The sequence below is a fragment of the Pseudomonas sp. FFPRI_1 genome, assembly GCF_055384485.1.
Genome location: NZ_AP029168.1, coordinates 3877236 through 3902899, shown reverse-complemented (window position 1 = coordinate 3902899; position 25664 = coordinate 3877236). Strand labels below are relative to the sequence as shown.

Here is a 25664-nt window from a genome sequence, read left to right as displayed (position 1 = left end):
AGCACGCTAGGGCGATACCGACCCGGTTTGAACCACCGGTGCTTGCGCAATCAATCGCAGTTTCATCAGCGTCCCTCCATGGATTCTGTAGTGCCTCAGGGTGCGACCCGAAACGTGGGCGGCATCTGGATCGATACGGTCTTGATGGTGCAGCCACCGTCAAGGCTGACCTGGGCCGCCTCGAGTTTCCCGGTGCTGTTGTTCCATGAGCCTTCGGCGGTGGTCGGCCCGCAGTCACCGCCCACCAGGGGCGCGTGCACGGTGACCTGGATGCCGGACATGGCACCACTGGTTTCATCCTTGGCGATCAGTTTCCAGGGCAGGTGGGTGGCTTCGACCTGGCCGCACTTGAGGCCGCCGCTGAAGTCGACCTTCTCGACGCTGGCGAAACTGCCATCGGCACTGACCTTGCCGCTGACCTGGATGGTGCAGTCGGCATTGATGATGCTCTTGGCAAAGCTGATGGGCCCCTTGGCGGTGAACTCGCTGTTGGCCGGTTCGATGCGCGCGGCATCGGCAGCGCCCATCAGCGATACCCCCACCAGGACCACGAACAGACGGGCAGCGAACAAAGGTGAGATAGACATCCGTGACTTCCTTACAGTTGCTTATTGTTGTTGTCGGTCAACCTGCTTAAGGACTTCTGTGTTGCTCTGCTCACACTTCAAGCGGGGGAATCGCCGGCGAACACCGCAGGTTCACCAGCACTTGAAGTGGTGAGCAGTACGACTAAAGAGCGGTGTCTCAATCGGTGTTGCTGAAACCGTAGCGCTTGAGCAATTCATCGCGCTTGGCCGGGTGCATGTTGGCCAGGCGTACATCTCCCGCGTAGTGCGCCAGCACCCGGTGATCCATCAAGCGCCGCCAGAGCGCCGGCACGTAGGCCCAGACGATCATGGTGGCGTAGCCGTAGGGCAGCTGTGGCGACTCGTCGAAGTGGCGCAGGGCCTGGTAGGCACGGGTCGGGTTGGCGTGATGGTCGGAGTGACGCTGCAGCTGGAACAGGAAGATGTTGGTGACGATCCGGTTGCTGTTCCAGGAGTGACGCGGCGAGCAGCGTTCATAGCGGCCGTTGGGCTGTTTCTGCCGCAGCAGGCCGTAGTGCTCGACGTAGTTGACCACCTCCAGCAGGGAGAAACCGTAGATCCCCTGGATCACCAGGAAAGGAATCACCGCCACCCCCAGCCAGGCAATCAGCACACCCCAGAGCACCACGCTGTACAGCCAGGCGCTGAGCACCCCGTTCTTCCAGTGCAGGGTCGGCAGGCCGAGCTTCTCCAGGCGCTGGCTTTCCAGATGCCAGGCCGAACTCAGGCTGAACCACACGGTGCGTGGCAGGAAGCTCCAGAACGACTCGCCCAGACGCGAACTGGCCGGATCTTCCGGGGTCGCCACCCGCACATGGTGGCCACGGTTGTGTTCGATGAAGAAGTGCCCGTAGAAGGTCGAGGCCAGGGCCAGCTTGGCCAGGAACTTGGCCATCCCGCGGTTCTTGTGCCCCAGTTCATGGGCAATGTTGATGGCGATGCCAGTGGCCGCGCCGGTGGACATGGCCATGCCCAGGTAGGTGAACCAGCCGACACTGCCGTGCAACTGTGAGCGCTCGGTGAGGAAGGCGGCGAAGCTCGCCAGGCTGCCGTGCAGGTTCAACTGCTCGCTCAACTGCAACAGGCCGCCGGCGATGATCCAGTCCACCCCGCTGACCGCCATCCAGGCCGTCACCACCAGGGACAGCACCGAGAGCACGGCGCAGCTGTAGACGATGAAGCGGTAGTAGGGTTGTTTTTCCAGATCAGGGACCGCCGACTCCGGCGGGTTGCTGGCGTCCTCCCCCATCAGGCCGTCAATCAGCGGGATCAGGCCGAAGATCACCAGTACCCCACTCCACCAGAACACCTGGACACCGGTGGCCAGGGCAAACAGACCGGCCAGCAGTGGGGTGATCATGGGCAAGGTGCCGAGCCACCACAGGTGGCGCTTGCCATCGGTCCAGACGCCGGGTGCCGCCACGGAAACAGTCATGGCAGCCTCCGCAGGATGGCAGTCGGCAGAGGTGCTATAAAGGACAGCGCGGTGGCGCCGTTCAGAGCGTGAAGGGATGAAAAAACAAAAGCGTGAAATGGCGTTATTTTCATTATTTTAATCGCTCAATTGCACTTTCAAAACATTTTTTTAAAAAAATAGCTCGGGTTCGTTAGCTCGTCAACTATTTTTTCGGCTTGTTTCGAATGTCACCCGTGAAGCGTTTACCACTGCTGTCGAAGCCGTGACGCGAGCGCTCAAGACCGCCCTCGCCACCCCCTCAACTTGCTCTTGAAGCCGCGAACGGCGGATGCAGGATCGTCGCGCTGCGCTGCGGCGCAGCCTGGGAAGCAACGTGCCGGACCATGGCCACCACCCGCTCGACCGCGCTGATGGGCAGCATGTGCCCACGGCCCGGGACCACCTCCAGCGTCAGCCCTGGCACCTTGCCGACCATGGACTCGCCATGCCGGCGGTAGTTGAGTACCGGATCGGCCGAGCCGTAGATCAGCCCGACCGGCAGCGTCAGGCTGGGGTAGTGCTTGACCATGTCCGGCAGGAAGCGATTGACCAGCGCAATCTCGCTGGAGGCGTTGTAGAAGTTTTCCGAACGCATGCCCAGCAAGCCGCCGCCACGCTCGGCAAAGTCCTCGGGCACCGGGTCCGGGGCAAACACCGCCTTGACCAGAGCGCGGCGCCCGAGCATGGCCATGGGTGCCGCCAGGGTCAGGGCCACCCAGCGCCGCAGCAATGCCGGGCGCACCCCCAGGGACAGGAACACCAGCGGCAGCATGCGTTGCGGATGGGTCAGCGGCGCCACCAGCACCAGGCCGGAGACCGACTGTGGGTGATCCAGGGCCAGGGACAGGGCAACCGCGCCACCCAGTGAGTGCCCGAGCACCAGGGGTTGCCCCAGGTCCAGGGTGCGAATGAACTTGGCCACCAGGCTGGCCTGGGCCGGCAGGTCCGCCGACGCGCCCCGGGCCCGGGTGGAGTAACCGGAACCGGGGCGGTCGATGGTGATCACCCGGAACTGCTCGCGCAGCTGCGGCGCCAGGGAGTGGGTCAGGTTGCGTGCGCAACCGGACAGGCCGTGGATCATCAACAGCGCCGGCCCCCTGCCCTCGTCCGTGTAATGAATGCGCTCGCCGCCGATCTCCAGGAACCGCCCATTGATCGGCACCTGGCGTTCGATCCGTCGATTGATGCGATAGCTCACCACCCCGAGCACCGCGCTGACCGCCAGGAACACCGCTGCCGCTACCAGCCACTCCATAACGCGCCCCCTCAGCTTCCCTGCGCCGGCGTCCGGGATCAGGATGATCCGGCTCGCGGCTGTCGCCTTAGGTCCGGTACCGCCGGTGACGTCCCATCCTTGATCCGGATGAGCCCCACACAATCCACTGGCGGCCGGTGCAGGTGACATTTCCAGGTAATTTATTTAAATTAATTTTTAAAACATTATTTTAAATTGTGCAATCCTGAGTTTTCACCCACCGACGAAAGTCACCCCAAGCGTCACCACAATCGAGGTACACACCATGAATGCGTACTCGCCACCCAACGACCCCGAGGTCGTTGACATCGCCATCATCGGCGCCGGCTTCGCCGGACTGTGCATGGCGATCAAGCTCAAGGAAGCCGGGCTGGAAGACTTCCTGGTTGCCGAACAAGCCGCGTCCCTGGGGGGCACCTGGCGCGACAATCACTACCCCGGCTGCGCCTGCGACGTGCAATCCCACGTTTATTCCTTCTCCTTTGCCCCCAACCCGAACTGGACCCGGCAGTTCGCGCCCCAGGCGGAAATCCGCGACTACCTGGAGAACTGCGCCCGGGAGTACGCCCTGGCGCCCTTTCTGCACTTCAACATGGGCCTGGAGCGGGCGGTCTTCGATGAGACCCGCGAGCGCTGGCAGCTGCGCTTTGGCAATGGCCGCGAAGTCAGTGCTCGAGTGCTGATCTCCGGCATGGGCGGCCTGTCGCGCCCGGCGATCCCGGACATCCCCGGGCTCGACAGCTTCACCGGCAAGCGCTTCCACTCCCAGCAGTGGGACCACCGCTACGGGCTGCAGGGCAAGCGGGTGGCGGTGATCGGCACCGGTGCCAGCGCGATCCAGTTCGTGCCGAAAATCGCCCCGCGGGTGGCCCAGCTGAAACTGTTCCAGCGCACCCCGCCGTGGATCATGCCCAAGCCCGACCGCGAACTCGGCACTGTGGAGCGCTGGGCCTTCAAGCACCTGCCGTTCACCCAGCGGCTGATGCGCTCGGCGCTGTACTGGGCCCTGGAAAGCCGGGTGATCGCCTTTGCCCGGCGTCCCGGGTTGATGAAAATGGTGCAGCGGGTGGCCTTGCGGCACCTGCGCAAACAGGTGCTCGACCCGGCCCTGCGCCAGCGCCTGACCCCCGACTACACCATCGGCTGCAAGCGCATCCTGATTTCCAACGACTACTACCCGGCCCTGTCTCGGGGCAACGTGCGGGTGATCAGCGATGACATCCAGCGCATCGACGGCGACGCCGTGGTCACCGCCGACGGCAGCCGCCACCCGGTGGACTGCATCATTTTCGGCACCGGTTTCCAGGCCACCGACCCGATCCCCCGGGGCCTGCTGTTCGGCCGCCAGGGCCAGGACCTGATGGATAGCTGGGCCAGAGGCGCCCATGCCTATCTGGGGACCTGCCTGCCGGGTTTTCCGAATTTCTTCATGATCATCGGCCCCAACACCGGCCTGGGGCACAACTCGATGATCCTGATGATCGAGGCCCAGGTGGACTACCTGCTCAAGGCCCTGGAGCAGATGCGCCAAGGGGCAATTGCCACCCTGGAGGTCAAGCCCCAGGTCGAGAGCCAGTACAACCAGCGCCTGCAACAGCGCCTGGCCGGGGCCATCTGGTCCACCGGCGGCTGCCGCAGCTGGTACCTGGACCCGCGCAGCGGCCAGAACACCACCCTCTGGCCCGGCTCCACCTGGGCCTTCAGGAAGACCGTGCAGCACTTTGCACTGCAGGACTACCTGACCACCCACCTGCCCCATCCCGGTGTGCTCGCCACGCCGGCTGCAGCACGCCCATTGAACCTGCAAGAGGCTGCCCTCGATGAAAAACTTTAACGGTAAAGTCGCCGCCATCACCGGCGCCGCCTCCGGCATGGGCCGCGCCCTGGCCGTGGCCCTGGCCCGGGAAGGCTGCCACCTGGCGCTGGCGGACAAGAACCCCCAGGGCCTGGCCGAGACCGTGGCCCAGGCCCGGGCCGCCACCTTGCTGGCACTGCGCATCAGCAGCCAGGAACTCGACGTCGGCGACCGCCAGGCCATGTTCGCCTGGGCGGCCGCCACTGTGGCCGAGCACGGGCAGGTTAACCTGATCTTCAACAACGCCGGGGTGGCCCTGTCGAGCACCGTGGAAGGCTCGAGCCTGGCTGACCTGGAGTGGATCGTCGACGTCAACTTCTGGGGCGTGGTCCACGGCACCCAGGCCTTCCTGCCCTACCTCAAGCAGGCCGGCGAAGGCCATGTCATCAACACTTCCAGCGTCTTCGGGCTGTTCGCCCAGCCGGGCATGAGCGGCTACAACGCCACCAAGTTCGCCGTGCGCGGCTTCACCGAATCCCTGCGCCAGGAACTGGACCTGCAAGGCAACGGCGTCTCCGCCACCTGCGTGCACCCGGGGGGCATCCAGACCGAGATCGCCCGTTCCAGCCGCATCTGCGACAACGTCAAGGGCTTCCTGATCGACAACGAGCAACAGGCCCGCGACGACTTCGAGAAACTCTTCATCACCTCGGCGCAGACCGCCGCCAAGGTGATCCTGCTGGGCGTGCGCAAGAACAGACGGCGAGTGCTGATCGGGCGCGATGCGCACTTCCTCGACCTGTTCGTGCGCCTGCTGCCCAGTGCCTACCAGGCCCTGGTGGTGTGGATCAGCCGGCGCATGGCGCCCAGGCCCGGCAAGGCGCCGGCGGTCTACGAAACCCAGGACGAGCGGGGCCTCTGAGGCCCCATGCCGATTCATGTCTAGAGGAGCGCCAGCCATGCTGCCCATCCGCCGTGACATCAAGGTCGAGCTGCCTGCCGACCGTGCCTGCGACTGGCACGAACAAGGCAGCCACGTGAGCCACTTCTTCAATGCCCTGTCGCTGCTGTTCCCTGCCGGCGAGCTGTTCTTCATGGACAGCGTGCGCCATTACCGCGAGCAGATTCACGACCCCGAGCTCAAGCGCGAGATCCAGGGTTTCATCGGCCAGGAAGCCATGCACAGCCGCGAGCACCTGCGCTACAACGACCTGCTGCAGGACGCCGGGCTGCCGGCCCATCTGCTGGACCGGCGGCTGCGGATGATCCTCGACTTCCAGAAGAAACACTTCCCCGCGGCCTTCAACCTGGCGATCACCGTGGCCCTGGAGCACTACACGGCGATCCTCGCCGACCTGCTGCTGCGCGACCCGAGCCGCTTTGGCGATTCGCTGGCGGGCTATCGGCAGATGTGGCTGTGGCACGCCCTGGAGGAAACCGAGCACAAGGCGGTGTCCTACGACGTTTTCAACAGCGTGCTCAAGCCCGGGCCCAAGCGTTACCTGATCCGCACCGGAAGCATGCTGTTCACCACCCTGACCTTCTGGCTGGTGGTGTTCGACTTTCACCTGCGCATGCTGATCGCCGACCGCCGGCGCGGCGGCCACTGGCGCGGCCTGTGGCAGGTGATCAAGTACCTCTACGGGCCCAAGGGCGTGTTCCCGCGGATCGCCCTGCCCTGGCTGCAGTTCTTCAAGCCGGGCTTTCATCCCTGGGATCACGACAACCGCGAGCAATTGCAACGGATCGACGGCCTGGTCCAGGACATCGAACGCACCCGGGCCGCCGCGGCCAAGTGAGCGGCAACAGCGCGCTGCAACAGCGCCCGGCCCTGAGCCCCTGCGCGTACGCCAGGGGCTGCTAACCTGCAGCGCACCTTTTGTGCTGCGAGCCTGCGCCATGATCCTGATCCTGCTGCCCCACGCCGACTACGATCCCACTGAAAGCAGCCTGCCCTGGCAGGCTGCCAGGGAGGCCGGGTTCGAGGCGCAATTCGCCACGCCGCTGGGGTTTGTGGCCTACGCCGACTCGCGCCTGGTGAGCCTGGGCTTCGGCCCGCTCAACCCGCTGTTGATGACCCCGGCCGCCGACCTTGAGCGCTACCACAGCATGACCCGCGACCCGGCGTTTCTCAGCCCCCTGAACTACGCCGAAGTCGATCCGCAGGCCTTCGAGGGCTTGCTGATTCCGGGCGGGCATGCCCGGGGCATGCGCAGCCTGCTGGAATCCGTGGAGGTCAGGCGCATCATCCTGGCGTTCTTCAAGGCCGATAAACCCGTGGCCGCGGTGTGTCATGGCCCCCTGGCGCTGGCCCGCTGCATCGACCCCGAAAGCCGGCGCTCGGTGCTCTACGGACGCCAGGTCACCGCCCTGCTCGCCGGCCCCATGGAACTGGCGGCCTGGATCGTCACCGCGCCGTGGCTGGGGCGCTACTACCGCACCTACGACCACAGCGTCGAGCACGAGATCAAGCAGGCACTGGCCAGCCCGGCGGACTTTCTCCGCGGCCCCTGGCTGCCCCGCCGGGACTCGGCGGCGCATCCCGAGCGCGGCTTTGTGGTGCGTGACCGCAACCTGTTGACCGCACGCTGGCCGGGGGACTGCCACCGCTTCGCCAATGAATGGGTAACCCTCCTGCAGCAGGCCCGCGAGGCAAAACCTCAGGCCGAGCAGGTCGCGCGCTGACCCGGCTTGAAGGCATGGCTGCGTGCGCCCCACACCAGCATCAGGCCCGCCAGCGCCAGAGCGGCCATGGCCCAGGGAAAGGACACCGCGCCATAGCGTTGCAACAGCAGGCCTCCGACCACACCGCCACAGGCGATTCCCAGGTTGAAGATCGTCACCAGCATCGACTGGGCGACGTCCGCGCCCTCCCCGGCCACGTCCGCCACGGCGGTCTGGAGCAAGGTCGGGGCGCCGCCGAAGGTCAGGCCCCAGGCGCCAATGCCGAGCCACAGCAGCCAGGGCTGGCTGGCGCCGATGCCCAACAGCAGGCAGGCCAGGGCAAAGCCGGCGAGGCTGCACAGGGTCAGCCCGCGCAACCAGCGATCGACGCCGAGCCCGGTCAGCCAGATCCCCGCCAGAGAGGCCAGGCCGAACACCAGCAGGGCTCGATCCAGGGAAGCCGCCTGGCCCAGGGACGCCAGGAACGGCGCGATGTAGGTGTAGAGAATGTTGTGGGCCAGGATCCACACGAAGATCACCAGCAGCGCCTGGGGCAGGCCCCGGGTGAGAAAGATCCGCGCGATCGGCTGGCGCTGGTGGGCCGACTGGCCGGGATAGTCCGGCACCGCCAGGCGCACCCAGAACCACAGCAGCAGCGCCAGCAGCGACAGCCCCCAGAAAATCTCCTGCCAATCCATCCGCGTTCCCAGCCAGGCCCCCAGGGGCACCCCCAGGCACAGGGCAATCGGCTGGCCGCCCCCCACCACCGCCAGGGCCCGGCCCTGCAGCTCGGGCACCACCAGACGCCGGGCATAACCGGCCAGCAAGCCCCAGACCAGCCCGGCGGCCATGCCTGCGGCAAAGCGTGCGGCCAGCGTCAGCAGATAGTTCGTCGACAACGCGGTGAGGCTGTTGAACAGCAACAAGCCGCCGATGGCCAGCAACAGCAAGGGCCGGCGACGCCAGCTGCGGGTGAGCGCGATCAGCGGAATCGCCGCGGCCACCGAACCCAGGGCATAGACACTGATCAACTGCCCGGCCAGGGCCTGACTGATGCCCAGGCCCTGGCTGATCTGCGGCAGCAGGCCGGCGGGCAGTGTTTCGGTGACGATGGCGACAAAGCCGGCCAGGGTGAAGGCCAGCAATTGCCAGACCGGCAGCCGGTTGGAGGCGGCCGGAAGAGATGAAGAACGATTCATGAACAGGTGCTCACACAAGAAAAAAAAGTCCACCGCGTAGGAGCCGGCTTGCCGGCGAAGAGGCCCTTGAGCCTTGCATCGCCCTCGAAGAAGTGCGCAAGACATGCAGCGCCTGGACGGCAGCCTTCGCTGGCAAGCCAGCTCCTACAGCAGTCAGATACACCGTGCAGGACCCTGTAGGAGCCGGCTCGCCGGCGAAGAGGCCCTCGAGCCTTGCATCGCTCTCGAAGAAGTCCGCAAGACATGCAGCGCCTGGACGGCAGCCTTCGCTGGCAAGCCAGCTCCTACGGGCATTCAGCCGAGGTAGGACGCGGCCATGTCCTTGTCTGCGTGCCCCAGGTCCAGGGCCCGCTGAAAACGCTGGATGCCCGCCTCGGCCAGGTCCAGCCGAACCCCGACCTTGTGGGCCGCAGCCACCATCAACTCGGCATCCTTCAAGGCATTGGCCAGGGTGAAGCTCGGGCTGTAGTCGCCACTGAGCATGGCTTGGGTCTTGGCCTGGAAATAACCGCTGTCCAGGGGGCCACCGCTGACCAGTTCCACCACCAGCGCCGGGTCCAGCCCCAGGCCCTTGGCCAGGGCCAGGCTTTCTGCTGCTCCGTGAGTCAGGGCCAGGACCCAGCTGTTAAGGGCCAGTTTCAGGCGACTGCCCGCCCCCGGCTGCTCACTGACCCAGAGCACCCGCTTGGCGATGGCGTCGAACAGCGGCTGCAACGATGGCCGATAGGTACCGGAACCGGCCCCCAGCACCACCAGTTGCCCCTGCTCTGCCGGTTGCCGGGTGCCCAGTACCGGCACGTCATAAAAGACCAGCCCCCGGGCCTTGGCAAAACCATGCAGCTCATCGATAGCGTCCACGCCGACCGTGGCCATCTGCAGCCAGATGACGCCGTCTTGCAGCCCCGGCGCGGCCTGTTGCATGGCCTGCAGAACGGCAGGCCCATCCTTGTTCAAGGTGATGATCACCTGCGCCCCGCGCACTGCCTCGGCGGCCTGGTCAAACACCTGGATGTCCTCCGCCAACAGCGCCTGGGCCCGCTGTGGCGTGCGGTTCCAGGCGTGCACCGCAAATCCCTTGCGCCGCAGATTGCGCGCCACCGCCGCGCCCATGATGCCGATGCCCAATACCGCGATGGTTGCTGGTTGCTTGTCCATCTGTGTGTCTCCAATGTTGATCGAATTATGGAATGGTCATTCCAATACAAGGCAAAAAAAACGCCCGCTCCGATAGCAACCGACTTGCCAGCGAAGGCGCCCTTGAGCCTGATAGCGCTGAGGGCCTCTTCGCCGGCAAGCCGGCTCCTACGGGAGGGGCTGCGCCGGGGACAGGCTGGCCAGCGTCACCTCGACCACATCCAGCAAGCGCTGGCGCCGCTCATTGGGCAGGCTGCCCTTGCCCAGCACCCGCAGCCCCTGCACGGTGCACACCACAAAACTGGCCAGGGCCCGGGGATTGTTCTGCGGATTGATCTCGCCCTGCTCCTGCCCCTGGCGCAGCACCTGCTCCAGGGCGCTTTCAATGCGCTGAAAATTCTGCGCGACGATCTGCGCCACCGCCGGGTCCTGCCCGGCCATTTCCAGGGACGCATTGGCCGCCAGGCAACCCAGGCGTTGGCCGTCCTCCAGCTCGTTGTCGACAATGCGCATCAGCAAACGCCGCACCCGCTCCAGCACCGGCACGTCCGCGCCGAGCAATTCGATATTGGCACTGGTCATCTGCTGGTAGCGCTTGAGCGCGCAGGTGTAGAGGCCATGCTTGCTGTCGAAGGCGTTGTACAGGCTGCTGCGGCTCAGGCCGGTGCCTTGCACCAGGTCCTGAATGGAGGTGGCCGCGTAACCGCGCTGCCAGAACACCTGCATGGCCGCATCGGCAATCTGCTCGGGGTCGAACTCCTTGGGACGCACGGCTGTTACCTTTCTGGAATGATCGTTCCAAAGACTAGAGATCCAGCCGGCAGCCGTCAACCGGCCCGGGCAAAAAAAGCTCCGGGGCGGTTTTCGGGCCTAGGAAACCGAGGTTGCCAGGGGCTTGTTCAACTCGCCGATCTTTTCCAGGCGGGCACGCACGATGTTGCGACTGATATTGAGCAAGCGCCCGGTCTGCAACTGGTTGCCGTGGCAATAGCGATAGGCCTCACGGAAGATCGTCTCTTCGATGTGCTCGTACAGGTCCGGAATGTTCTGCTCGAACAGCGCCTGCAAGGCCCGGCCCAGGTCTGCCGGCGCCTGCGGCGTCGATACCGCCAGGGGCGCCTGTTCCTGGCGGATGCCCGAGGAGCGCATGTCCACCAGGTGCAGGTCCCCCGGTGCCACTCGCTGTTGGCGGCACACCAGCAAGGCGTGGTGAATGGCGTTTTCCAGCTCGCGGATGTTGCCCGGCCAGCTGTGCTCCAGCAGCTTGCGTTCGGCCTCCTCGGTCAGCGAGGCGCGGTTGTAGCCCAGGCGCTGGCAGTGTTCTTCAAGGAAGAATTCGGCCAGGGGCAGGATGTCCCCCGGGCGTTCGCGCAACGGTGGCAGGCGGATGGTGGCCACGTGCAGACGGTAGAACAGGTCTTCGCGAAAGTGCCCGGCCACCACCGCATCGGCGAGGTTGACGTTGGTGGCCGCCACCAGCCGCACATTGATCGGAATCGGCGTACGCGAGCCCAGGCGCACCACTTCCCGCTCCTGCAGCACCCGCAGCAGCTTGACCTGCATGTTCAACGGCAGGTCGCCAATCTCGTCGAGGAACAAGGTGCCGCCGTTGGCCGCTTCGAACCAGCCGGCCTTATGGGTGGTGGCGCCGGTAAAGGCGCCTTTTTCATGGCCGAACAGTTCGCTTTCCACCAGGGATTCGGCAAAGGCCCCGCAGTTCACCGCAACAAAGGGCTCGCGCCCGCGGCGGCTCAAATGATGGATATGCCGCGCCACCAGCTCCTTGCCGGTGCCGGTCTCGCCAATGATCAGGGTATTGGCCTCACTGGGGGCCAGGCGCTCGATGCGGCTGAGCAATTCCTGGGAGCGCGGGTCCTTGAACACCAGAACGGTGGCCCGTACCGACTTGGTCAATTCGCGGGCGTGTGGATGAGTGATCAGCGACATGGTGCATTCCTGGCAGTAAAAGCGCGGGTTCAATAGTGCACGAAGATATTTAGACTAAATAATTATTAATTAATCTTTAGATATTCCTTTTACGAATATAAGCAATGACTGCGCCTTGCCTGCTGCTGGAGCAGCAATCGGCCAGCACCCAGCTGTTCGCCGATCAGCAACAGAAGCCTGCGGCGGCTCGCCCCGACTCTTCTGAAACCCTTGCCCTGCAAGGCCTGCAGCGATTTTTCCGGACCCTGGCATGCAATCTGCTCTCTCCCTGCCAACACCGGCCCCCACGCCGCTGCAACCAACACCGCCCCCTGTAGGAGCTGGCTTGCCAGCGAAGACATCCGCAAGGACGACACAAGGCTCAAGGGCCTCTTCGCCGGCAAGCCGGCTCCTACAGGAAACACCGCCACACCCCGTAGGAGCTGGCTTGCCAGCGAAGGCGTCCGCAAGGGCGACGCAAGGCTCAAAGGCCTCTTCGCCGGCAAGCCGGCTCCTACAGGAAACACCGCTACACCCCGTAGGAGCTGGCTTGCCAGCGAAGGCGTCCGCAACGGCGATACAAGGCTCAAGGGCCTCTTCGCCGGCAAGCCGGCTCCTACAGGAAACACCGCCACACCCGTAGGAGCTGGCTTGCCAGCGAAGGCGTCCGCAAGGGCGACGCAAGGCTCAAGGGCCCAGGTCGAGATTCGCTCGGGCGATGACGGCAAACATTTTTAGGGAGAGTGCAATGCAAGCTTTATGGCGCAACACCCTGGCCGCATTGGCCGCACTGCTGATCAGTGGCACCGCCCTGGCCAACCCGGCCCCGGCGTCGGTGAAGATCGCCATCGTCGCCTTTACCCAGGGCGGCAAGCCGGTGTTCGGCGGGATCGCCGGGCGGGTCATCGAGGACGGCTGGCTGGAGCAGCAATTGAGCCAGCGCGGGATCAAGCTGCAGTGGATCGCCCTGCCCCACGCCGGCGCCGGGCCGCAGATCAACGAAGGTTTCAGCAACAACAGCATCGACTTCGCCGTGCGCGGCGACCTGCCCTCGGTGATCGCCGGCGCCGGCGGCGTACCCGGCAAGCTGATCGTGCCCGGCGGCAGTGGCAACAATATCTATCTGGTGGTGCCGACGAACTCCACGGCCAAGAGCATCGAGGACCTCAAGGGCCAGCGCCTGGCCCTGCATCGCGGCCGGCCCTGGGAGTTTGCCTTCAGCAACTTCCTGGCCAGCAAGGGCCTGAAGCTCGACGACTTCAAGATCGCCAACCTCAACCCCCAGGTCGGCGCGGCCGCGGTGTCCGCCGGCAAGGTCGACGCCGCGGTGCTGCTCAGCGAGGCCTATGCCCTGGAAGACAAGGGCGTAGGCCGGATCATCTGGTCCACCAAGCAAGGGGCCAATGACTGGCGGCTGATCTCCGACCTCTGGGGCACCGACAGTTTCATCGAACAGCACCCGGATATCACCCAACTGCTGGCCACTGCCTGGGTCAAGGCCGCCTGGTGGATTTCCCAGGAACAGAACCAGGACGCCTATTACCAGCTGTCGTCCCGGGCCGGCACCGCCGAGAGCGTGCTGCGTCGCGACGACCAGGGCGATCCGGTGGCCTGGAAGGAGCGCTGGGCGCCCAAGAGCGACCAGCAGCTCAAGGCTCACTACCAGGCGCTGAGCACCTACGCCCTGGCCAACCAGCTGATCCGCACGCCCTACGACATCACCCCGGCACTGGCCACCGGTTTCACCAACCAGGCGCTGATCGATTTGCACCTGAGTGACTACTGGCCCGCCCTGCGCGGCCAGATCGCCACCCATCCCTGAACCCTGAACACGAGTCTTCTTGATGAAACTGTCCGCAAAATTCACCTTTGGCCTGAGTGTCCTGGCCGTCTCCCTCTCGGCCCTGGCGGCTCCAACCTACGCGCCCAAGCCCGATCCGCTGCAGGGCGACGGCCGGGTCTCGGCCTTCTACGCCTGGCAGGACGCGATTCCCGCCACCCCGGGCAAGCTGCTGCGCAGCGAGCCCCTGGAAGCCACCCTGAGTCTGCCCAACGCCGCCAGCGCGCAACGGATTCTCTATACCTCCACCGACGGCATCGACGGCAAGACCCCGGTGGTGGTCTCCGGCACCCTGTTCCTGCCCAGGGGCAAGGCTCCCGCCGGCGGTTGGCCGGTGGCCAGCTGGGGCCACGGCACCGTAGGCGTGGCCGACGTCTGCGCACCGTCCTGGCAGGGCCGCTCCTACCGTGACGTGCAGTACCTGAGCCGCTGGCTGGATGAAGGCTTTGCCATTGTCGCCACCGACTACCAGGGCCTGGGGGTGCCCGGCGGCCATCCGCTGCTGAACAACCGCATGGCTGCCTACGGCATTCTCGACGCCGCCAAAGCCGTGGTCGCCGGGGTGCCCGGGCTGGCCAACAAGGTGCTGATCGTCGGCCAGTCCCAGGGCGGCGCCGGGGCTTTCGCCTCGGCCGCCTATGCCGCCAGCTACGCCCCGGACCTGGGGGTCAAGGGCAGCATCGGCACCGGGGTGATCTACACCATCGGCGCGAAAAATGTCGGCGAGCAGGATCCGAACAAGGTCGATGCCTCCCTGGCCTACGGTTTCTACACCCTGCTGGCCGCCCAGCAGTACGACCCGAGCATCAACCCCAAGGACTTCTACACCGACAAGGCCCTGCCGCTGTTCGAACAGGCCCGCACCAGCTGCCTGGCATCCCTGGTCAGCGACGTGGTGGGAGTCGGGCTGACCCCGGCCAACGCCAAGAAGGACTACCAGGGCAACCAACTGGCGGCCTGGCAGCAACAAGTGTCCTACCCGACCCTGAAAACCGCCCAGCCGGTGTTCATCGGCACCGGCGCCGAAGACAAGACCCCGGCCGCCGCCACCCAGGTGGCGCTGATGCAGGACGCCTGCAAGGCCGGCTCGGTGGTCGAGGGCCACCTGTACAAGGGCCTGGGCCACAGCGAAACGGTCAATGCCTCCCTCAAGGATTCGGTGCCCTTCGCCCACAAGGTCATCAGCGGCCAAGCCATCACCCCCGTCTGCAACCCCAGCGTGCAATAACCCGGAGCCATTGCCATGAGCATCGAATTCTTTACCCGCCTGCCCCTGCACGGCGAAACCCAGTTCCTTCCCGGCGACCCGCGCAACCGTGGCGACTGGCACCGCGGCGGGCCCAGCACCGGCGCCGTCTCAGGCTTCAGCGTCGGTGACCACTTCACCTACATCGACTACCTGGGGCAGATCGCCCGGGCCGCGGAAATCAACGGCTTCGGCGGCGCGCTGATGGTTAACGCGCCGTCCGGCGAAGAGCCCTGGACCGTGTGCTCGCTGCTGGCCCGGGAAACCCGCACGCTGAAGTTCGTCACCGCCTTCCAGCCCTATCACTACACACCCTGGGTCGCGGTGCAGCAGGCCGCCACCTACCAGCGCGCCACCGGCAACCGCCTGGTGTGGAACATCATCAATGGCGGCTCGGACGCGATTCAGCGCCAGGTCGGCGACTTCAGCGACCACGATGAGCGCTATGCCCGCGCCAGCGAGTTCATGGACCTGGTCAAGGGCTACTGGCACAACGAGAACTTTCACTACGAAGGGCGCTTCTACCGCGCCGAAGGCGGTGGCCTGCGCGGGCCCTTGAAGAAGGCCGAGCTGCCGCTGATCTGCACCGCGGGATCGTCCATCGCCGCCCGGGAGTTCGCCGCCAAGCATGCCGATTTCTACCTGATGCGCGCCGAACACCCGGACGAGATCGCCGCGCTGATCGCCGACATCCGTGAGCGCGCCTTGCAGTACGGGCGCAGCGACATCCGCTTCGGCCTGTCGATCGACGTCATCACCCTGGAGACCGAAGAGCTGGCGCGCACCGAGGCCAAGCGCTTCTTCGACGAAGGCATCGCCAAGGGCGCGGTCAAGGCCGTGGCCGCCCATGCCGGGCTGCGCACCGCGCGCAAGCTCAGCTACGAGAACGGCTTCGCGCAGAAGAACGAGACCCAGGGCTTCGACGACTTCTTCATCCACCCCAATGTCTGGACCGGCTTCGGCTACATCGGCATTCCCCCGGGCTGCGCCCTGGTGGGCAGCTACGAAAACGTGGTGGCGCGCATCCGCGAGTACCACGCCATCGGCATCGATCTGTTCTTCCTCGCCGGCTACCCGCACCTGGAGGAGGCCTACCGCCTGGGCGAGCACATCCTGCCGCACTTTCGCGGCGAACGCGCCGCCTTGAACCGCCAACCGCAAGCGCCGCTGGAACTGCGCAGCGCCAACGGCCCGGCCGGAGCCTGATGCCATGAGCCAGGACCCCTCCGGTTTCAGCCGTCGCAGCTTTTTGAGTCACAGTGCCTTGTTCGGTGGCGGCCTGCTGCTGGGCGGCGGCCTGCTGGCCGGCTGCGGTGCCGAAAGCTCCAGCGGCACAGGCAGCGTGACCGCCACCAGCCACTCGCCGCGCTACGGCGGGCGCTTGCGCCTGGGCATCCTCGATGGCAACCAGAGCGGCAACCTGGACGCCCACAAACCCATCGGCAGCGGTATCGTCCGCGGCTTTGCGCTGTACAGCAAACTCTGGGAATGGGACGAACAGATGCAACCGCGCCTGGCCCTGGCCGAGTTTGCCGAACCCAATGCCGATGCCAGCAGCTGGACCCTGCGCCTGCGCCAGGGCCTGGAATTCCACCACGGCAAGAGCATCGACGCCGACGACCTGATCTTCTCCATCCGCCGCCTCACCGACCCGCAGCTGGCCTCGCCCTACGCGGCGCTGCTGCACTGGGTCGACCGCGACAACCTGGTGAAGCTCGACGAACGCACCGTGCGCCTGAGCTTTCGCCAGGGCCGCAGCTACATGCCCCTGGCGGAAACCTGGGTCAACTTCGGCGGCATAGTGCCGGTGGACTACCACCCGGTGACCAACCCGGTGGGCGCCGGCCCCTACAAGCTGAAAAGCTTCACCCCGGGCCAGCGCTCGCTGTTCACTCGTTTCGACAACTACTACAAGGACGGCCAGCCCTACGCCGACGAACTGGAGATCATCGACTTCAAGGACCAGGTGGCGCGCCTGGCGGCCCTGCGTTCCGGGCAGATCGACATGGCCAACGTGATGCCCACCGAACAGCTGCAGGTGCTGCAACGGGACCCACGGGTACGGCTGTTGAAATCGGTGACCGGCAACTGGCTGTCCTTCGACATGAACCTGGACAAGCCACCGTTCAACGACCCAAGGGTGCGTGAGGCCTTCCGCCTGCTGGCCGACCGCGAGGAACTGGTGCGCCGCGCCCTCAATGGCCAGGGCCGGGTGGCCAACGACCTCTATGCCCCCAGCGACCCGACCTTCAACCACAGCCTGGGCCCGCGCCCCCACGACCCACAGCGCGCGGCGCAACTGCTCAAGGAGGCCGGGCAAGAGAACCTGGAGCTGGAACTGGTGACCACCCCCGGGCCGGGCCTGACCTCGGCCCTGGTGCTGGCGGAACAGGCCAAGCGCATTGGCGTGACCCTCAAGGTTCGCCAGGTGGATCTGGCGACCTTCCAGGGCCCGCAGCGCGACGACTGGACCCTGAGCACCGGCGGCAGCATCGGTGCGCCGTTCCTGGCCAGCGCCATCCACACCGACGCGCCGTTTGCCGTGTCCAACAAGACCCACTTCAACGACCCGCAGTTTGCCGAAGTGTTTCTTGCCGCCATGGCCCAGCCCGACCTGCAACGGCGCACGGCCCTGGTGCACCAGGCGCAGCAGATCCAGTACGAGCGTGGCGGCCTGCTGATCTGGGGCTACGCCGACCTGCTGGACAGCGTCTCCACCCGCGTCGGCGGTGCCCACGAAGAACAATCGCTGTTCAGCACCTGGCGTTTCGAAAGGTTGTGGCTCAACGACAGCGCCTGACCCCGTAGGAACTGCACGATCTATCTGACTGCTGTAGGAGCTGGCTTGCCAGCGAAGGCGTCCGCAAGAGCACCGCCAACCTCAAGGCCCTCTTCGCCGGCAAGCCGGCTCCTACAAGGAACTGCGCGATCTATCTGACTGCTGTAGGAGCTGGCTTGCCAGCGAAGGCGCCCACAAGAGCACCGCCAACCTCAAGGTCCTCTTCGCCGGCAAGCCGGCTCCTACAAGGAACCACCGCAACCGCCACACAACCCGTAGGAGCTGGCTTGCCAGCGAAGGCGCCCGCAAGAGCACCGCACGCCTCAAGGTCCTCTTCGCCGGCAAGCCGGCTCCTGCAAGGAACCACCGCACCGCCACACAACCCGTAGGAGCTGGCTTGCCAGCGAAGGCGCCCGCAAGAGCACCGCGAGCCTCAAGGTCCTCTTCGCCGGCAAGCCGGCTCCTGCAGAACACCCATGCGATTCAACATGAGGCTCATGTGCCATGCCCTCCAACGCCTTCGCTCGCCCCGCATTCGGCCCGGCTCTGGCCGTAGTGATGCTTTCACCCCTGACATCGCCGCTGTGCGCCGCCGATACCCAGCTGCAAACCGTGACGGTCCAGGCCAGCAGCCAGCCCGATGACGACGCCCTGCCCACCCGGCCGCCGACTTCAGTGTATGGCGGCACCGAAACCAAGGTTCTGGACACCCCGCGCTCGATCACCCAGATCAACGCCGAACAACTGGCCAACGACCCGATCCGCAGCGCCGACGACCTGGTCAAGTACGCCCCGGGCATCACCCGCGGTGGCGGGCAGAACGCCGGTATCGCCCCGCAGTTCCGCGCCCAGGGCTCGGAGGTATTCCAGGACGGCCAGCGCGCCTACGGCGTGCGCCATCCGGCCAACTTCAACGCCTACGAGGGGGCGGACATCGTCGCCGGCCCCTCCTCGGTGACCTACGGTTCGGTGTCCGGCAGCGGTGGCTACGTCAACTACCTGAGCAAGAAGCCCAACTTCAGCGCATTCAAGACCCGTCTCAGCGGCGAGCTCGGCGCCTGGGTACCTGACGGCCAGTCCCGGGATTCCAGCAAGTTCAGCATCGACAACACCGGCCCCCTGAGCGATCAGCTGGCCTACCGGGTGAGCATCAGCAAACAGCGCCAGCAGGACTACTACGACAACGTCGACAACAATTTCGACGCCTTCTACGGCGCCCTGGCCTGGCGCAACGACAACCTGCGGGTGGACTGGAACGCCAGCTACGACAACTACTACGACTACAACATCACCCACGGCTGGAACCGCGCCACCCAGCAACTGGTGGACAGCGGCAAGTACTACGCCGGGCGTGCCACGCCGATCATCCAGAATGGCAACAGCCTGTGGTCGCCGGTGCTGGCCTCGGGCGCGGCCAATGCCCCGACCCTGGGCTGGGTGCAGCGCCAGCGCAACGCCCAGGGCCAGTACAGCGTGGTGGATGGCAGCTTCCAGGCGGCCTCGCCCAACACCCAGGCCAGCCCCGGCACCCTGCGTGGCTGGGTGTATGACCCGAGCCTGGCGGGCAACGGCCTGAGTTCCCTGTCGCCCCAGGCCGGGCAGCGCCGCGAAGACCAGAACAGCTCGCGGCGCTTCACCACCCAGTTGCGGGTCGAGGCCGATCTGTCACCGACCATCACCCTGGCCAACAGCACCTTCTACCAGCGCTCCAGGGACCTGACCGACGCCGTCGGCGCCTTCCAGGTGCAGTCCAGGGACAACCTGCTGGACAACCGTTTCGAGTTCCGCTCAGGCAATGAAACCCGGCTCGGCAACCTGACCCTGCGGGACGACAGCAACAGCGGGCTGATCTACCGCCGCGAGTTCAACCAGTCGATCGCTGCCAACAACCACTTCGGCTCCACCATCAACGCCTACGACCTGACCCAGGACCCTTCCGGCAAGAACCCCGGCGACCTGCTGGGGCTCACCGGCAGCAACCCCGCCGGCGGCAACGGCGCCTGGATCGGCCAGCCCGGGGTGCCCCAGTACTCCAACTATTACGGCTGGCTCAACCTGGGGGCCATGTACCCCGCCGGCCACGGCCTGTACGCCGAATCCCTGGCGCCCTACACCGCCGAAAGCACCTGGACCACCAAGACCCTGTTCAGCCAGCACAACCTGCGCCTGGGCGACCGGGTGGGGCTGAACATCGGCGCCAGCCGCAGCTGGATCGACGCCGAGATCGACAACCCCTTCGTCCTCAAAGGTGGCAACGACCGGCACGACAGCCACAACTACCGGCTGTTCGCCTTCCAGGTCAGCCCCTACGTCAAACCCACCGAAAACAGCACCCTGTACTACACCTTCGACCGCTCCCTGGCGGTCAACACCGGGTTCTTCTCCAACGGCCTGGGCTGGGGCAGCGGCAGTGGCGCCAACCAGCTCAATCCCCTGGCCTTCCAGAGCCTCAGCGTGCTGCATGAACTGGGGCTGAAGGTCGAAGCCATCCCCGACCAGCTGTTCATGACCCTGGCCACCTTCAAGCAGGCCCGGGACCAGTCCCCGGACAGCAACAACAACATCGCCCGGCTGATCATCAAGGGCACCGAGGCCACCCTGCGCTACCAGCCAGACCCGCACCTGCGCAGCGGCCTGAACCTGTCCAGACTCAGCGCCTACAACGAATTCACCTCCCAGGCCGGCTTCGCTTCCGCCGGGTTCATTGCCGACAACGGCACCGTGTTCGGCGACAACAACAGCCTCAACCAGCGGCCCTCCGGGCGCTTCGACGCGGTGCAGATCCCCGAATACACCGCCAGCGGCTACCTCGACTACCGCTTCGACTCGGGCTTTGGCGCCGAACTCTCCGGCTGGTGGACTAGCAGCTGGTACCTGAACCTGAGCAAGACGGTGAAGATCCCCGACGAATACAACCTCGACCTGGCCCTCTACTACCGCCAGCCCCAGTGGAGCAGCACCTTGCGCGTGCTCAACCTGACCAACGAGCTGAACTTCGTCAGCGGCCTGGCCGGCTCCACCAACACCTTCCTGCAGCCGATGCCCGGACGCACCGTGCTGGCCCAAGTGGATTACCGCTTCTAACCCCCTTTTCCCACACGCTGCCCCCGAGGAAACGCCCCCTATGAGCATCGAATTCGTCGGCATGATCTTCCCCCGCCAATGGTCCGAAACCCGCGGCATCCGCAGCCCGGACTTCGACCTGGCATTCATCCGCGAGCACGCCCGCGCCCATGAACACGCTGGCTTCGACCGGGTGCTGATCGCCAGCGGCCCGGGCAGCGCCGACAGCCTGCAGATCGCCGCCTACGCCGCGGCCCACACCGAGCGCCTGGGCTTCATGATCGCCCACCGCCCGGCCCTCAGCGCCCCCACCGTGGCCGCCCGGGCCTTTGCCACCCTGGACCACACCACCGGTGGCGGGCGCATCCGCCTGCATGCCATTACCGGCATCACCGCCGAGCCCCAGGAAGGCGACACCCTGCTGGACAAGACCGAACGCTACAAGCGCACCGACGAATACCTGGAGATTGTCCGGCGCACCTGGACTGCCGAGGAACCCTTCGACTTCGAAGGCCGCTACTTCAACATCAAGGGCGCCTTCTCCCCGGTGAAACCCCTGCAACAACCGCAGATTCCGATTTCCTTCGGCGGCTCCTCCGACATCGCCTACCAGATCGCGGTCAAGCACGCCGACCTCTATGCCCTGTGGGGCGAACCCCTGGACGGGGTTGCCGAACAGATCGGCAAACTGAAGGCTGCCGCCAGCGCCGCCGGAGTGAGCGCGCCCAGGGTCAGCCTCTCGGTGCGGCTGATCCTGGGGGCTACCGAAGAGTTGGCCTGGCAACGGGCCGAGCAGATCCTCGCGCAGATCCAGGCCAACCCGCAGTTCGCCGCTGGCAGCCCCTGGCAGCAGCGCCTCAAGGGCACTGGTTCCGAACGCCTGCTGGCGGCGGCAGCCCGCGGCGACCGCCACGACCGCGCCCTGTGGATGCCCACCGCCACCGCCGTGGGCGCCTACGGAGACACCACCGCCCTGGTTGGCACCCCCGAGACCGTGGCCCAGGCCCTGCTGGACTATGTCGACCTTGGCGTCAGCACCTTCCTCAACCGGGGTTACGACCCGTATTACGACACCGTCGACTATGGCCGCTGGATCATCCCTGCCGTCCGCGAAGCCGCCGCCCGCCGCTCCCCCGCGCCCCACCCATCCCGGTAGGAGCTGGCTTGCCAGCGAAGGCACCCGCAAGGGCAACACAAGGCCTAAGGGCCTCTTCGCCGGCAAGCCGGCTCCTACAAGGACCTGCACGGTCTATCTGGCTACTGTAGGAGCTGGCTTGCCAGCGAAGGCGTCCGCATAGACAGCACAAGGTTCAAGGGCCTCTTCGCCGGCAAGCCGGCTCCTACAGGGACCTGCACGATCTATCTGACTGCTGTAGGAGCTGGCTTGCCAGCGAAGGCGTCCGCACGGGCAATACGAGACTCGCGGCGCTATTCGTCAGCAAGCCAGATAGCATCCCACAGGGGATAGTCGTGCACGCGAGTGACGAGGCCGGCGCGGATCGGGTTGGCGATGAGGTAACGGGCAACCAGGCGCAGGTTTTCTTCGCGACGCAGGGCGCGGTCGTGGTAACCCTTTTGCCAGAGCCGACCGCTCCGGTGCAGGCGAGCGTTGATATCCCCCGCGCTGCAGGATTTGATCCTGCGCATCAGGCTCGACAGCGAGCAACCGCCCAGCTCCAGCAGCCAGTGAAAATGATCCGGCATCACCACCCAGGCCAGGGAATGGGCCAGCCCGTGGAGCTCGGCCTGACGCAGTTGCTGCACCAGCAGGCGGCCGATGCGCCAATCATCGAAGATCCGCTCTCGGCGGTGGGTCACCGCAGTAAGCAGGTAGATCTGGCCAGTTTGCGAGTAGCGCCCGATGCGCAGCCGGTTGCCGTGAAAACGCTGAGGCATGCTGTTGCCCTCCAAATGCCGGGGTGACATTGGAAGGCTAATGCGTGGGGGGCGATGGCGACGGCGGATTGTGGCTCGGGGTGTGTCTGTGGCGCTCCCTTCGCCGGCAAGCCGGCTCCTACGGATGCGCGCGGACCCTGTAGGAGCTGGCTTGCCAGCGAAGGCGGGGCAATGGTCTCTGAAGATGTCGTTCATCCCCCAAGCCGCGGCGAGTTCTCCAGCAGGGTCCGGGTATAGGCATGTTCGGGCCGGCCCAGTACCTGATCCACCGTGCCCTGCTCCACCACCCGTCCCTGCTTGAGCACCAGCACTCGGTCGGCAATGGCGCGCACCACGCCCAGGTCATGGGTGACGAACAGCAGGGTCAGGCCCTCTTCCTGCAGTTGCCGCAACAACGCCAGGATCGAGGCCTGCACCGACACATCCAGGGCCGAGGTCACTTCATCGCAGATCAGCAGTTTCGGTTCGCACACCAGCGCCCGGGCAATCGCCACCCGCTGGCGTTCGCCCCCCGACAGGCTGTGGGGATACTGGTCCGCCAGGGCCGGCGACAGCGACACTCGCTGCAACACCGCGTCCACTCGGGCCCGGGCCTCGGCGCCCTGGATGCCGAAGAAATGCTCCAGGGGCGCGCTCAGGGTCTGGTACAGCGTGTGCCGCGGGTTCAGCGCCCGGTACGGGTTCTGGAAGATGTACTGGATCTGGTGCCGCAGGCCTTTCTCGCGCTGGCGCGCCGCCAGGCTCAAGGGCCGGCCGGCATAGCGCACCCGGCCTTGGGCGTTGTCGCCCAGTCCCGCCAGGGCCCGGGCCAGGCTGGTCTTGCCGGAGCCGGACGCGCCCACCAGGGCCAGGCACTCTCCAGGCGCCACCTGCAGTGACACATCAAAGAGCACCTGGCGGTCATAGGCCAGGTTCAGGTCTTTGACCTCCAGCAAGGGCACCAGCCCGGCTCCGGGCGCCAACTGCAGCGCGGGCCCGGGTACAGGCTCCGGCAGTGCCTGGCGATGGGGATCGACGCAGGCCACCTGGACCTCGGGGGCAAGGGTGCGCAATGGCGGTTCGAGCACGCTGCATTGCGGGCCGCGACGCGGGCACCGGGGGGCGAAGGCGCAACCCCGGGGGCGCTGTCCCGGCGCCGGGGCCTGCCCGGGGATCGCCAGCAATGGCCGGCGCTGGCCGACGTCGGGAATCGCCGCCAGCAAGCCCCGGGTATAGGGATGGGCCGGCTGGCGAAACAGCGCCTCGCGGGATGCGCTTTCGACGATCCGCCCGGCATACATCACCAGCACCCGGTCCACCAGGTCCTTGATCACCGCCAGGTCATGGGAGACGTAGATCGCCGCCACGCCCTGGCTTTTGCACAGCTGGCGCAGGGTCGCGAGGATGTGCGCCTGGGTGGTCACATCCAGGGCCGTGGTCGGTTCGTCCAGGACAATCAGCCTGGGCCGCAGGACAAAGGCCAGGGCCAGCATCACCCGTTGCTGCTGGCCACCGGACAGTTGATGGGGAAAGCGCCGGAGGAACTCGGGGTCTGCCGGCAGCCCGACATTCTCCAGGGTTTCGACGATCCGCTGCTGCTGCGCGCCCCGTGCCAGGTGCTGCTGATGCACGGCCAGGGTTTCGCGCAGCAGGCTGCCGATGCGCAGGGACGGATTCAAGGCGGTGGCCGGGTCCTGGGCGACGTAGCCGATCAGGCTGCCCCGGGCCCGGCGCAAGGCCTGGCCCGAGAGCTCCAGCAACGATTGACCGGCCACTTCGACCCGGCCGTCGACGATCCGCGCGCCCTGGCGGGCATGGGCCAGCAGCGCCGTGGCCAGGGTGGTCTTGCCCGATCCGGACTCCCCCACCAGGCCGAGGATCTCCCCGGTGGCGACGCTGAACGACACCCCCGAGAGCACATCCACCTCGGGCGCCAGCTCCACCCGCAGGTCGTCGACCTGCAGCACCCGCACGTCCCGGGCAATTTCCGCGACCGCGTTCATGGGCGCTTCTCCCCGATCCGCGACTGGCTGCGCCCAATGCCCTCGGCAAGGATGTTGGTGCCATAGGCGAAGATCCCGATCAGCAGCGCCGGGGCCAGTACCGCCCAGGGCTGGACCAGCAGCCCGGCCTGGTTTTCATTGATCATCAGCCCCCAGTCGGCGGCCGGCGGCGCCACGCCATACCCCAGGAAGCTCAGGCCCGAGAGCATGCCCACGCCCCAGGTCAGCATGTTGCCGAAATGCACCAGCAAGGGCGTGAGGATGTTGGGCAGGATCTCCCGGGACACAATCCGCCACTGCGAATACCCCATCATCTGCGCCGCCTCGACGAACTCCTGGCCGGCCACCGCCACCGCGCTGCCCCGGGCCAGGCGCACCACCCCGGGGGTGAAGGCGATGGCCACGGTGAGCACGATCAACCAGGGCGCACGCCCGAGCATGGAGACGATCAGCAGCACCAGGATCAGGTCGGGAAAGGCCAGGGACACGTCCGCCAGCCAGCTGATCAACTGGTCCAGGCGGCGCCGTGACAGGCCTGCCAGCAACCCCAGGGTGCCCCCCAGCAGCAAGGCGATGGACGCCGCCGCCAGGGACATCCACAGCACCGACAGGCCACCGCTGAGCAGGCGCGACAGCACGTCATGGCCGAGAAAGTCATAGCCGAGCCAGGCTCCGGCAGCGGGCGCACCGTAGACTGGGCCGAGCATCTCGGTGCTGCCCCGGGGCGCGAGCCAGGGGCCGAACAGCGCCAGCAGCACCACCAGCAAGGTGATCAGGGCGCCCTTGCGGGTTTGCGGTTCGGCCAGCCACAGGCGCCAGCGGGACGTACGGAAATCACTCAT

General features: G+C 66.1%; 20 protein-coding genes. 10 read left to right on the top strand and 10 right to left on the bottom strand.

What is annotated here, in order from left to right:
• Positions 1–95: 95 nt before the first annotated feature.
• The 3 genes from praA to ACZ5BO_RS17325 form a co-directional block, all read right to left on the bottom strand.
• Positions 96–587, bottom strand: a complete 492-nt coding sequence (praA, locus tag ACZ5BO_RS17335; RefSeq protein ID WP_025129009.1) for an alkane oxidation protein activator PraA — start codon at positions 585–587, stop codon at positions 96–98.
• A 157-nt stretch (positions 588–744) separates the two neighbouring features.
• Positions 745–2022: an alkane 1-monooxygenase gene (locus tag ACZ5BO_RS17330; protein ID WP_464695860.1), complete on the bottom strand. Its 1278-nt coding sequence runs from the start codon at positions 2020–2022 to the stop codon at positions 745–747.
• Positions 2023–2302: 280 nt separating this feature from the next.
• Positions 2303–3298 carry an alpha/beta fold hydrolase gene (locus ACZ5BO_RS17325; protein ID WP_464695859.1) on the bottom strand — a complete coding sequence of 332 codons (996 nt, stop codon included), beginning with the start codon at positions 3296–3298 and terminating at the stop codon, positions 2303–2305.
• Between the two features lie 265 nt (positions 3299–3563).
• Between ACZ5BO_RS17325 and ACZ5BO_RS17320 the strand changes: the two genes are divergently transcribed.
• The 4 genes from ACZ5BO_RS17320 to ACZ5BO_RS17305 all read left to right on the top strand — a co-directional run bounded on the left by ACZ5BO_RS17320 (position 3564) and on the right by ACZ5BO_RS17305 (position 7778).
• Positions 3564–5132 (top strand): flavin-containing monooxygenase, encoded by a 1569-nt coding sequence (locus tag ACZ5BO_RS17320; protein ID WP_464695858.1) that lies wholly within the window; start codon positions 3564–3566, stop codon positions 5130–5132.
• Positions 5119–6015: an SDR family NAD(P)-dependent oxidoreductase gene (locus ACZ5BO_RS17315; RefSeq protein ID WP_464695857.1), complete on the top strand. Its 897-nt coding sequence runs from the start codon at positions 5119–5121 to the stop codon at positions 6013–6015. The genes ACZ5BO_RS17320 and ACZ5BO_RS17315 overlap by 14 nt, the downstream gene beginning before the upstream one ends.
• A gap of 37 nt (positions 6016–6052) precedes the next feature.
• Entirely contained in the window at positions 6053–6892 is an 840-nt protein-coding gene (locus ACZ5BO_RS17310) for a metal-dependent hydrolase (protein WP_464695856.1), read from the top strand.
• A 100-nt stretch (positions 6893–6992) separates the two neighbouring features.
• A complete protein-coding gene (locus tag ACZ5BO_RS17305) occupies positions 6993–7778 on the top strand; it encodes a type 1 glutamine amidotransferase domain-containing protein (protein WP_464695855.1) in 786 nt (261 codons plus the stop codon).
• On the opposite strand, the gene ACZ5BO_RS17300 is transcribed toward ACZ5BO_RS17305, so the two are convergent.
• The 4 genes from ACZ5BO_RS17300 to ACZ5BO_RS17285 all read right to left on the bottom strand — a co-directional run bounded on the left by ACZ5BO_RS17300 (position 7754) and on the right by ACZ5BO_RS17285 (position 12037).
• The gene (locus ACZ5BO_RS17300) at positions 7754–8956 is read right to left on the bottom strand and encodes an MFS transporter (RefSeq protein ID WP_464695854.1); all 1203 of its coding nucleotides are present in this window, start codon (positions 8954–8956) and stop codon (positions 7754–7756) included. The genes ACZ5BO_RS17305 and ACZ5BO_RS17300 overlap by 25 nt on opposite strands.
• A gap of 294 nt (positions 8957–9250) precedes the next feature.
• Positions 9251–10111 carry an NAD(P)-dependent oxidoreductase gene (locus ACZ5BO_RS17295; RefSeq protein ID WP_464695853.1) on the bottom strand — a complete coding sequence of 287 codons (861 nt, stop codon included), beginning with the start codon at positions 10109–10111 and terminating at the stop codon, positions 9251–9253.
• 147 nt (positions 10112–10258) lie between these two features.
• The gene (locus tag ACZ5BO_RS17290) at positions 10259–10861 is read right to left on the bottom strand and encodes a TetR/AcrR family transcriptional regulator (RefSeq protein WP_464695852.1); all 603 of its coding nucleotides are present in this window, start codon (positions 10859–10861) and stop codon (positions 10259–10261) included.
• Positions 10862–10960: 99 nt separating this feature from the next.
• Complete coding sequence (locus tag ACZ5BO_RS17285; protein ID WP_025129019.1) at positions 10961–12037, bottom strand: sigma-54 interaction domain-containing protein; 1077 nt, start codon at positions 12035–12037, stop codon at positions 10961–10963.
• 727 nt (positions 12038–12764) lie between these two features.
• Here ACZ5BO_RS17285 and ACZ5BO_RS17280 point away from each other — a divergent pair.
• The 6 genes from ACZ5BO_RS17280 to ACZ5BO_RS17255 all read left to right on the top strand — a co-directional run bounded on the left by ACZ5BO_RS17280 (position 12765) and on the right by ACZ5BO_RS17255 (position 22100).
• Positions 12765–13838, top strand: coding sequence for an ABC transporter substrate-binding protein (locus tag ACZ5BO_RS17280; protein ID WP_464695851.1), 1074 nt, complete (start codon positions 12765–12767; stop codon positions 13836–13838).
• A 22-nt stretch (positions 13839–13860) separates the two neighbouring features.
• A complete protein-coding gene (locus ACZ5BO_RS17275) occupies positions 13861–15084 on the top strand; it encodes a lipase family protein (protein ID WP_464695850.1) in 1224 nt (407 codons plus the stop codon).
• Positions 15085–15099: 15 nt separating this feature from the next.
• Positions 15100–16308 carry an LLM class flavin-dependent oxidoreductase gene (locus ACZ5BO_RS17270; RefSeq protein ID WP_464695849.1) on the top strand — a complete coding sequence of 403 codons (1209 nt, stop codon included), beginning with the start codon at positions 15100–15102 and terminating at the stop codon, positions 16306–16308.
• Positions 16309–16312: 4 nt separating this feature from the next.
• Complete coding sequence (locus tag ACZ5BO_RS17265; RefSeq protein WP_464695848.1) at positions 16313–17902, top strand: ABC transporter substrate-binding protein; 1590 nt, start codon at positions 16313–16315, stop codon at positions 17900–17902.
• A gap of 483 nt (positions 17903–18385) precedes the next feature.
• Positions 18386–20965: a TonB-dependent receptor plug domain-containing protein gene (locus ACZ5BO_RS17260; protein ID WP_464695847.1), complete on the top strand. Its 2580-nt coding sequence runs from the start codon at positions 18386–18388 to the stop codon at positions 20963–20965.
• A 40-nt stretch (positions 20966–21005) separates the two neighbouring features.
• Positions 21006–22100: an LLM class flavin-dependent oxidoreductase gene (locus ACZ5BO_RS17255; protein ID WP_464695845.1), complete on the top strand. Its 1095-nt coding sequence runs from the start codon at positions 21006–21008 to the stop codon at positions 22098–22100.
• A 272-nt stretch (positions 22101–22372) separates the two neighbouring features.
• Here ACZ5BO_RS17255 and ACZ5BO_RS17250 read toward each other — a convergent pair whose 3' ends face one another.
• The 3 genes from ACZ5BO_RS17250 to ACZ5BO_RS17240 form a co-directional block, all read right to left on the bottom strand.
• Positions 22373–22840 (bottom strand): REP-associated tyrosine transposase, encoded by a 468-nt coding sequence (locus ACZ5BO_RS17250; RefSeq protein ID WP_464695844.1) that lies wholly within the window; start codon positions 22838–22840, stop codon positions 22373–22375.
• Positions 22841–23031: 191 nt separating this feature from the next.
• On the bottom strand, positions 23032–24822 hold the full coding sequence (locus ACZ5BO_RS17245; RefSeq protein WP_464695843.1) for a dipeptide ABC transporter ATP-binding protein: 1791 nt from the start codon (positions 24820–24822) through the stop codon (positions 23032–23034).
• Positions 24819–25664 carry an ABC transporter permease gene (locus ACZ5BO_RS17240; protein WP_464695842.1) on the bottom strand — a complete coding sequence of 282 codons (846 nt, stop codon included), beginning with the start codon at positions 25662–25664 and terminating at the stop codon, positions 24819–24821. The genes ACZ5BO_RS17245 and ACZ5BO_RS17240 overlap by 4 nt, the downstream gene beginning before the upstream one ends.

Excerpts from the sequence above, each read along its gene's own strand:
- ACZ5BO_RS17325 (WP_464695859.1), bottom strand. The coding sequence starts at position 3,298 with ATGGAGTGGCTGGTAGCGGCAGCGGTGTTCCTGGCGGTCAGCGCGGTG.
- ACZ5BO_RS17300 (WP_464695854.1), bottom strand. The coding sequence starts at position 8,956 with ATGAATCGTTCTTCATCTCTTCCGGCCGCCTCCAACCGGCTGCCGGTC.
- praA (WP_025129009.1), bottom strand. The coding sequence starts at position 587 with ATGTCTATCTCACCTTTGTTCGCTGCCCGTCTGTTCGTGGTCCTGGTG.
- ACZ5BO_RS17320 (WP_464695858.1), top strand. The coding sequence starts at position 3,564 with ATGAATGCGTACTCGCCACCCAACGACCCCGAGGTCGTTGACATCGCC.
- ACZ5BO_RS17245 (WP_464695843.1), bottom strand. The coding sequence starts at position 24,822 with ATGAACGCGGTCGCGGAAATTGCCCGGGACGTGCGGGTGCTGCAGGTC.
- ACZ5BO_RS17265 (WP_464695848.1), top strand. The coding sequence starts at position 16,313 with ATGAGCCAGGACCCCTCCGGTTTCAGCCGTCGCAGCTTTTTGAGTCAC.
- ACZ5BO_RS17285 (WP_025129019.1), bottom strand. The coding sequence starts at position 12,037 with ATGTCGCTGATCACTCATCCACACGCCCGCGAATTGACCAAGTCGGTA.
- ACZ5BO_RS17250 (WP_464695844.1), bottom strand. The coding sequence starts at position 22,840 with ATGCCTCAGCGTTTTCACGGCAACCGGCTGCGCATCGGGCGCTACTCG.
- ACZ5BO_RS17315 (WP_464695857.1), top strand. The coding sequence starts at position 5,119 with ATGAAAAACTTTAACGGTAAAGTCGCCGCCATCACCGGCGCCGCCTCC.
- ACZ5BO_RS17270 (WP_464695849.1), top strand. The coding sequence starts at position 15,100 with ATGAGCATCGAATTCTTTACCCGCCTGCCCCTGCACGGCGAAACCCAG.
- ACZ5BO_RS17330 (WP_464695860.1), bottom strand. The coding sequence starts at position 2,022 with ATGACTGTTTCCGTGGCGGCACCCGGCGTCTGGACCGATGGCAAGCGC.
- ACZ5BO_RS17255 (WP_464695845.1), top strand. The coding sequence starts at position 21,006 with ATGAGCATCGAATTCGTCGGCATGATCTTCCCCCGCCAATGGTCCGAA.
- ACZ5BO_RS17240 (WP_464695842.1), bottom strand. The coding sequence starts at position 25,664 with ATGAGTGATTTCCGTACGTCCCGCTGGCGCCTGTGGCTGGCCGAACCG.
- ACZ5BO_RS17310 (WP_464695856.1), top strand. The coding sequence starts at position 6,053 with ATGCTGCCCATCCGCCGTGACATCAAGGTCGAGCTGCCTGCCGACCGT.
- ACZ5BO_RS17280 (WP_464695851.1), top strand. The coding sequence starts at position 12,765 with ATGCAAGCTTTATGGCGCAACACCCTGGCCGCATTGGCCGCACTGCTG.
- ACZ5BO_RS17295 (WP_464695853.1), bottom strand. The coding sequence starts at position 10,111 with ATGGACAAGCAACCAGCAACCATCGCGGTATTGGGCATCGGCATCATG.
- ACZ5BO_RS17305 (WP_464695855.1), top strand. The coding sequence starts at position 6,993 with ATGATCCTGATCCTGCTGCCCCACGCCGACTACGATCCCACTGAAAGC.
- ACZ5BO_RS17260 (WP_464695847.1), top strand. The coding sequence starts at position 18,386 with ATGCCCTCCAACGCCTTCGCTCGCCCCGCATTCGGCCCGGCTCTGGCC.
- ACZ5BO_RS17275 (WP_464695850.1), top strand. The coding sequence starts at position 13,861 with ATGAAACTGTCCGCAAAATTCACCTTTGGCCTGAGTGTCCTGGCCGTC.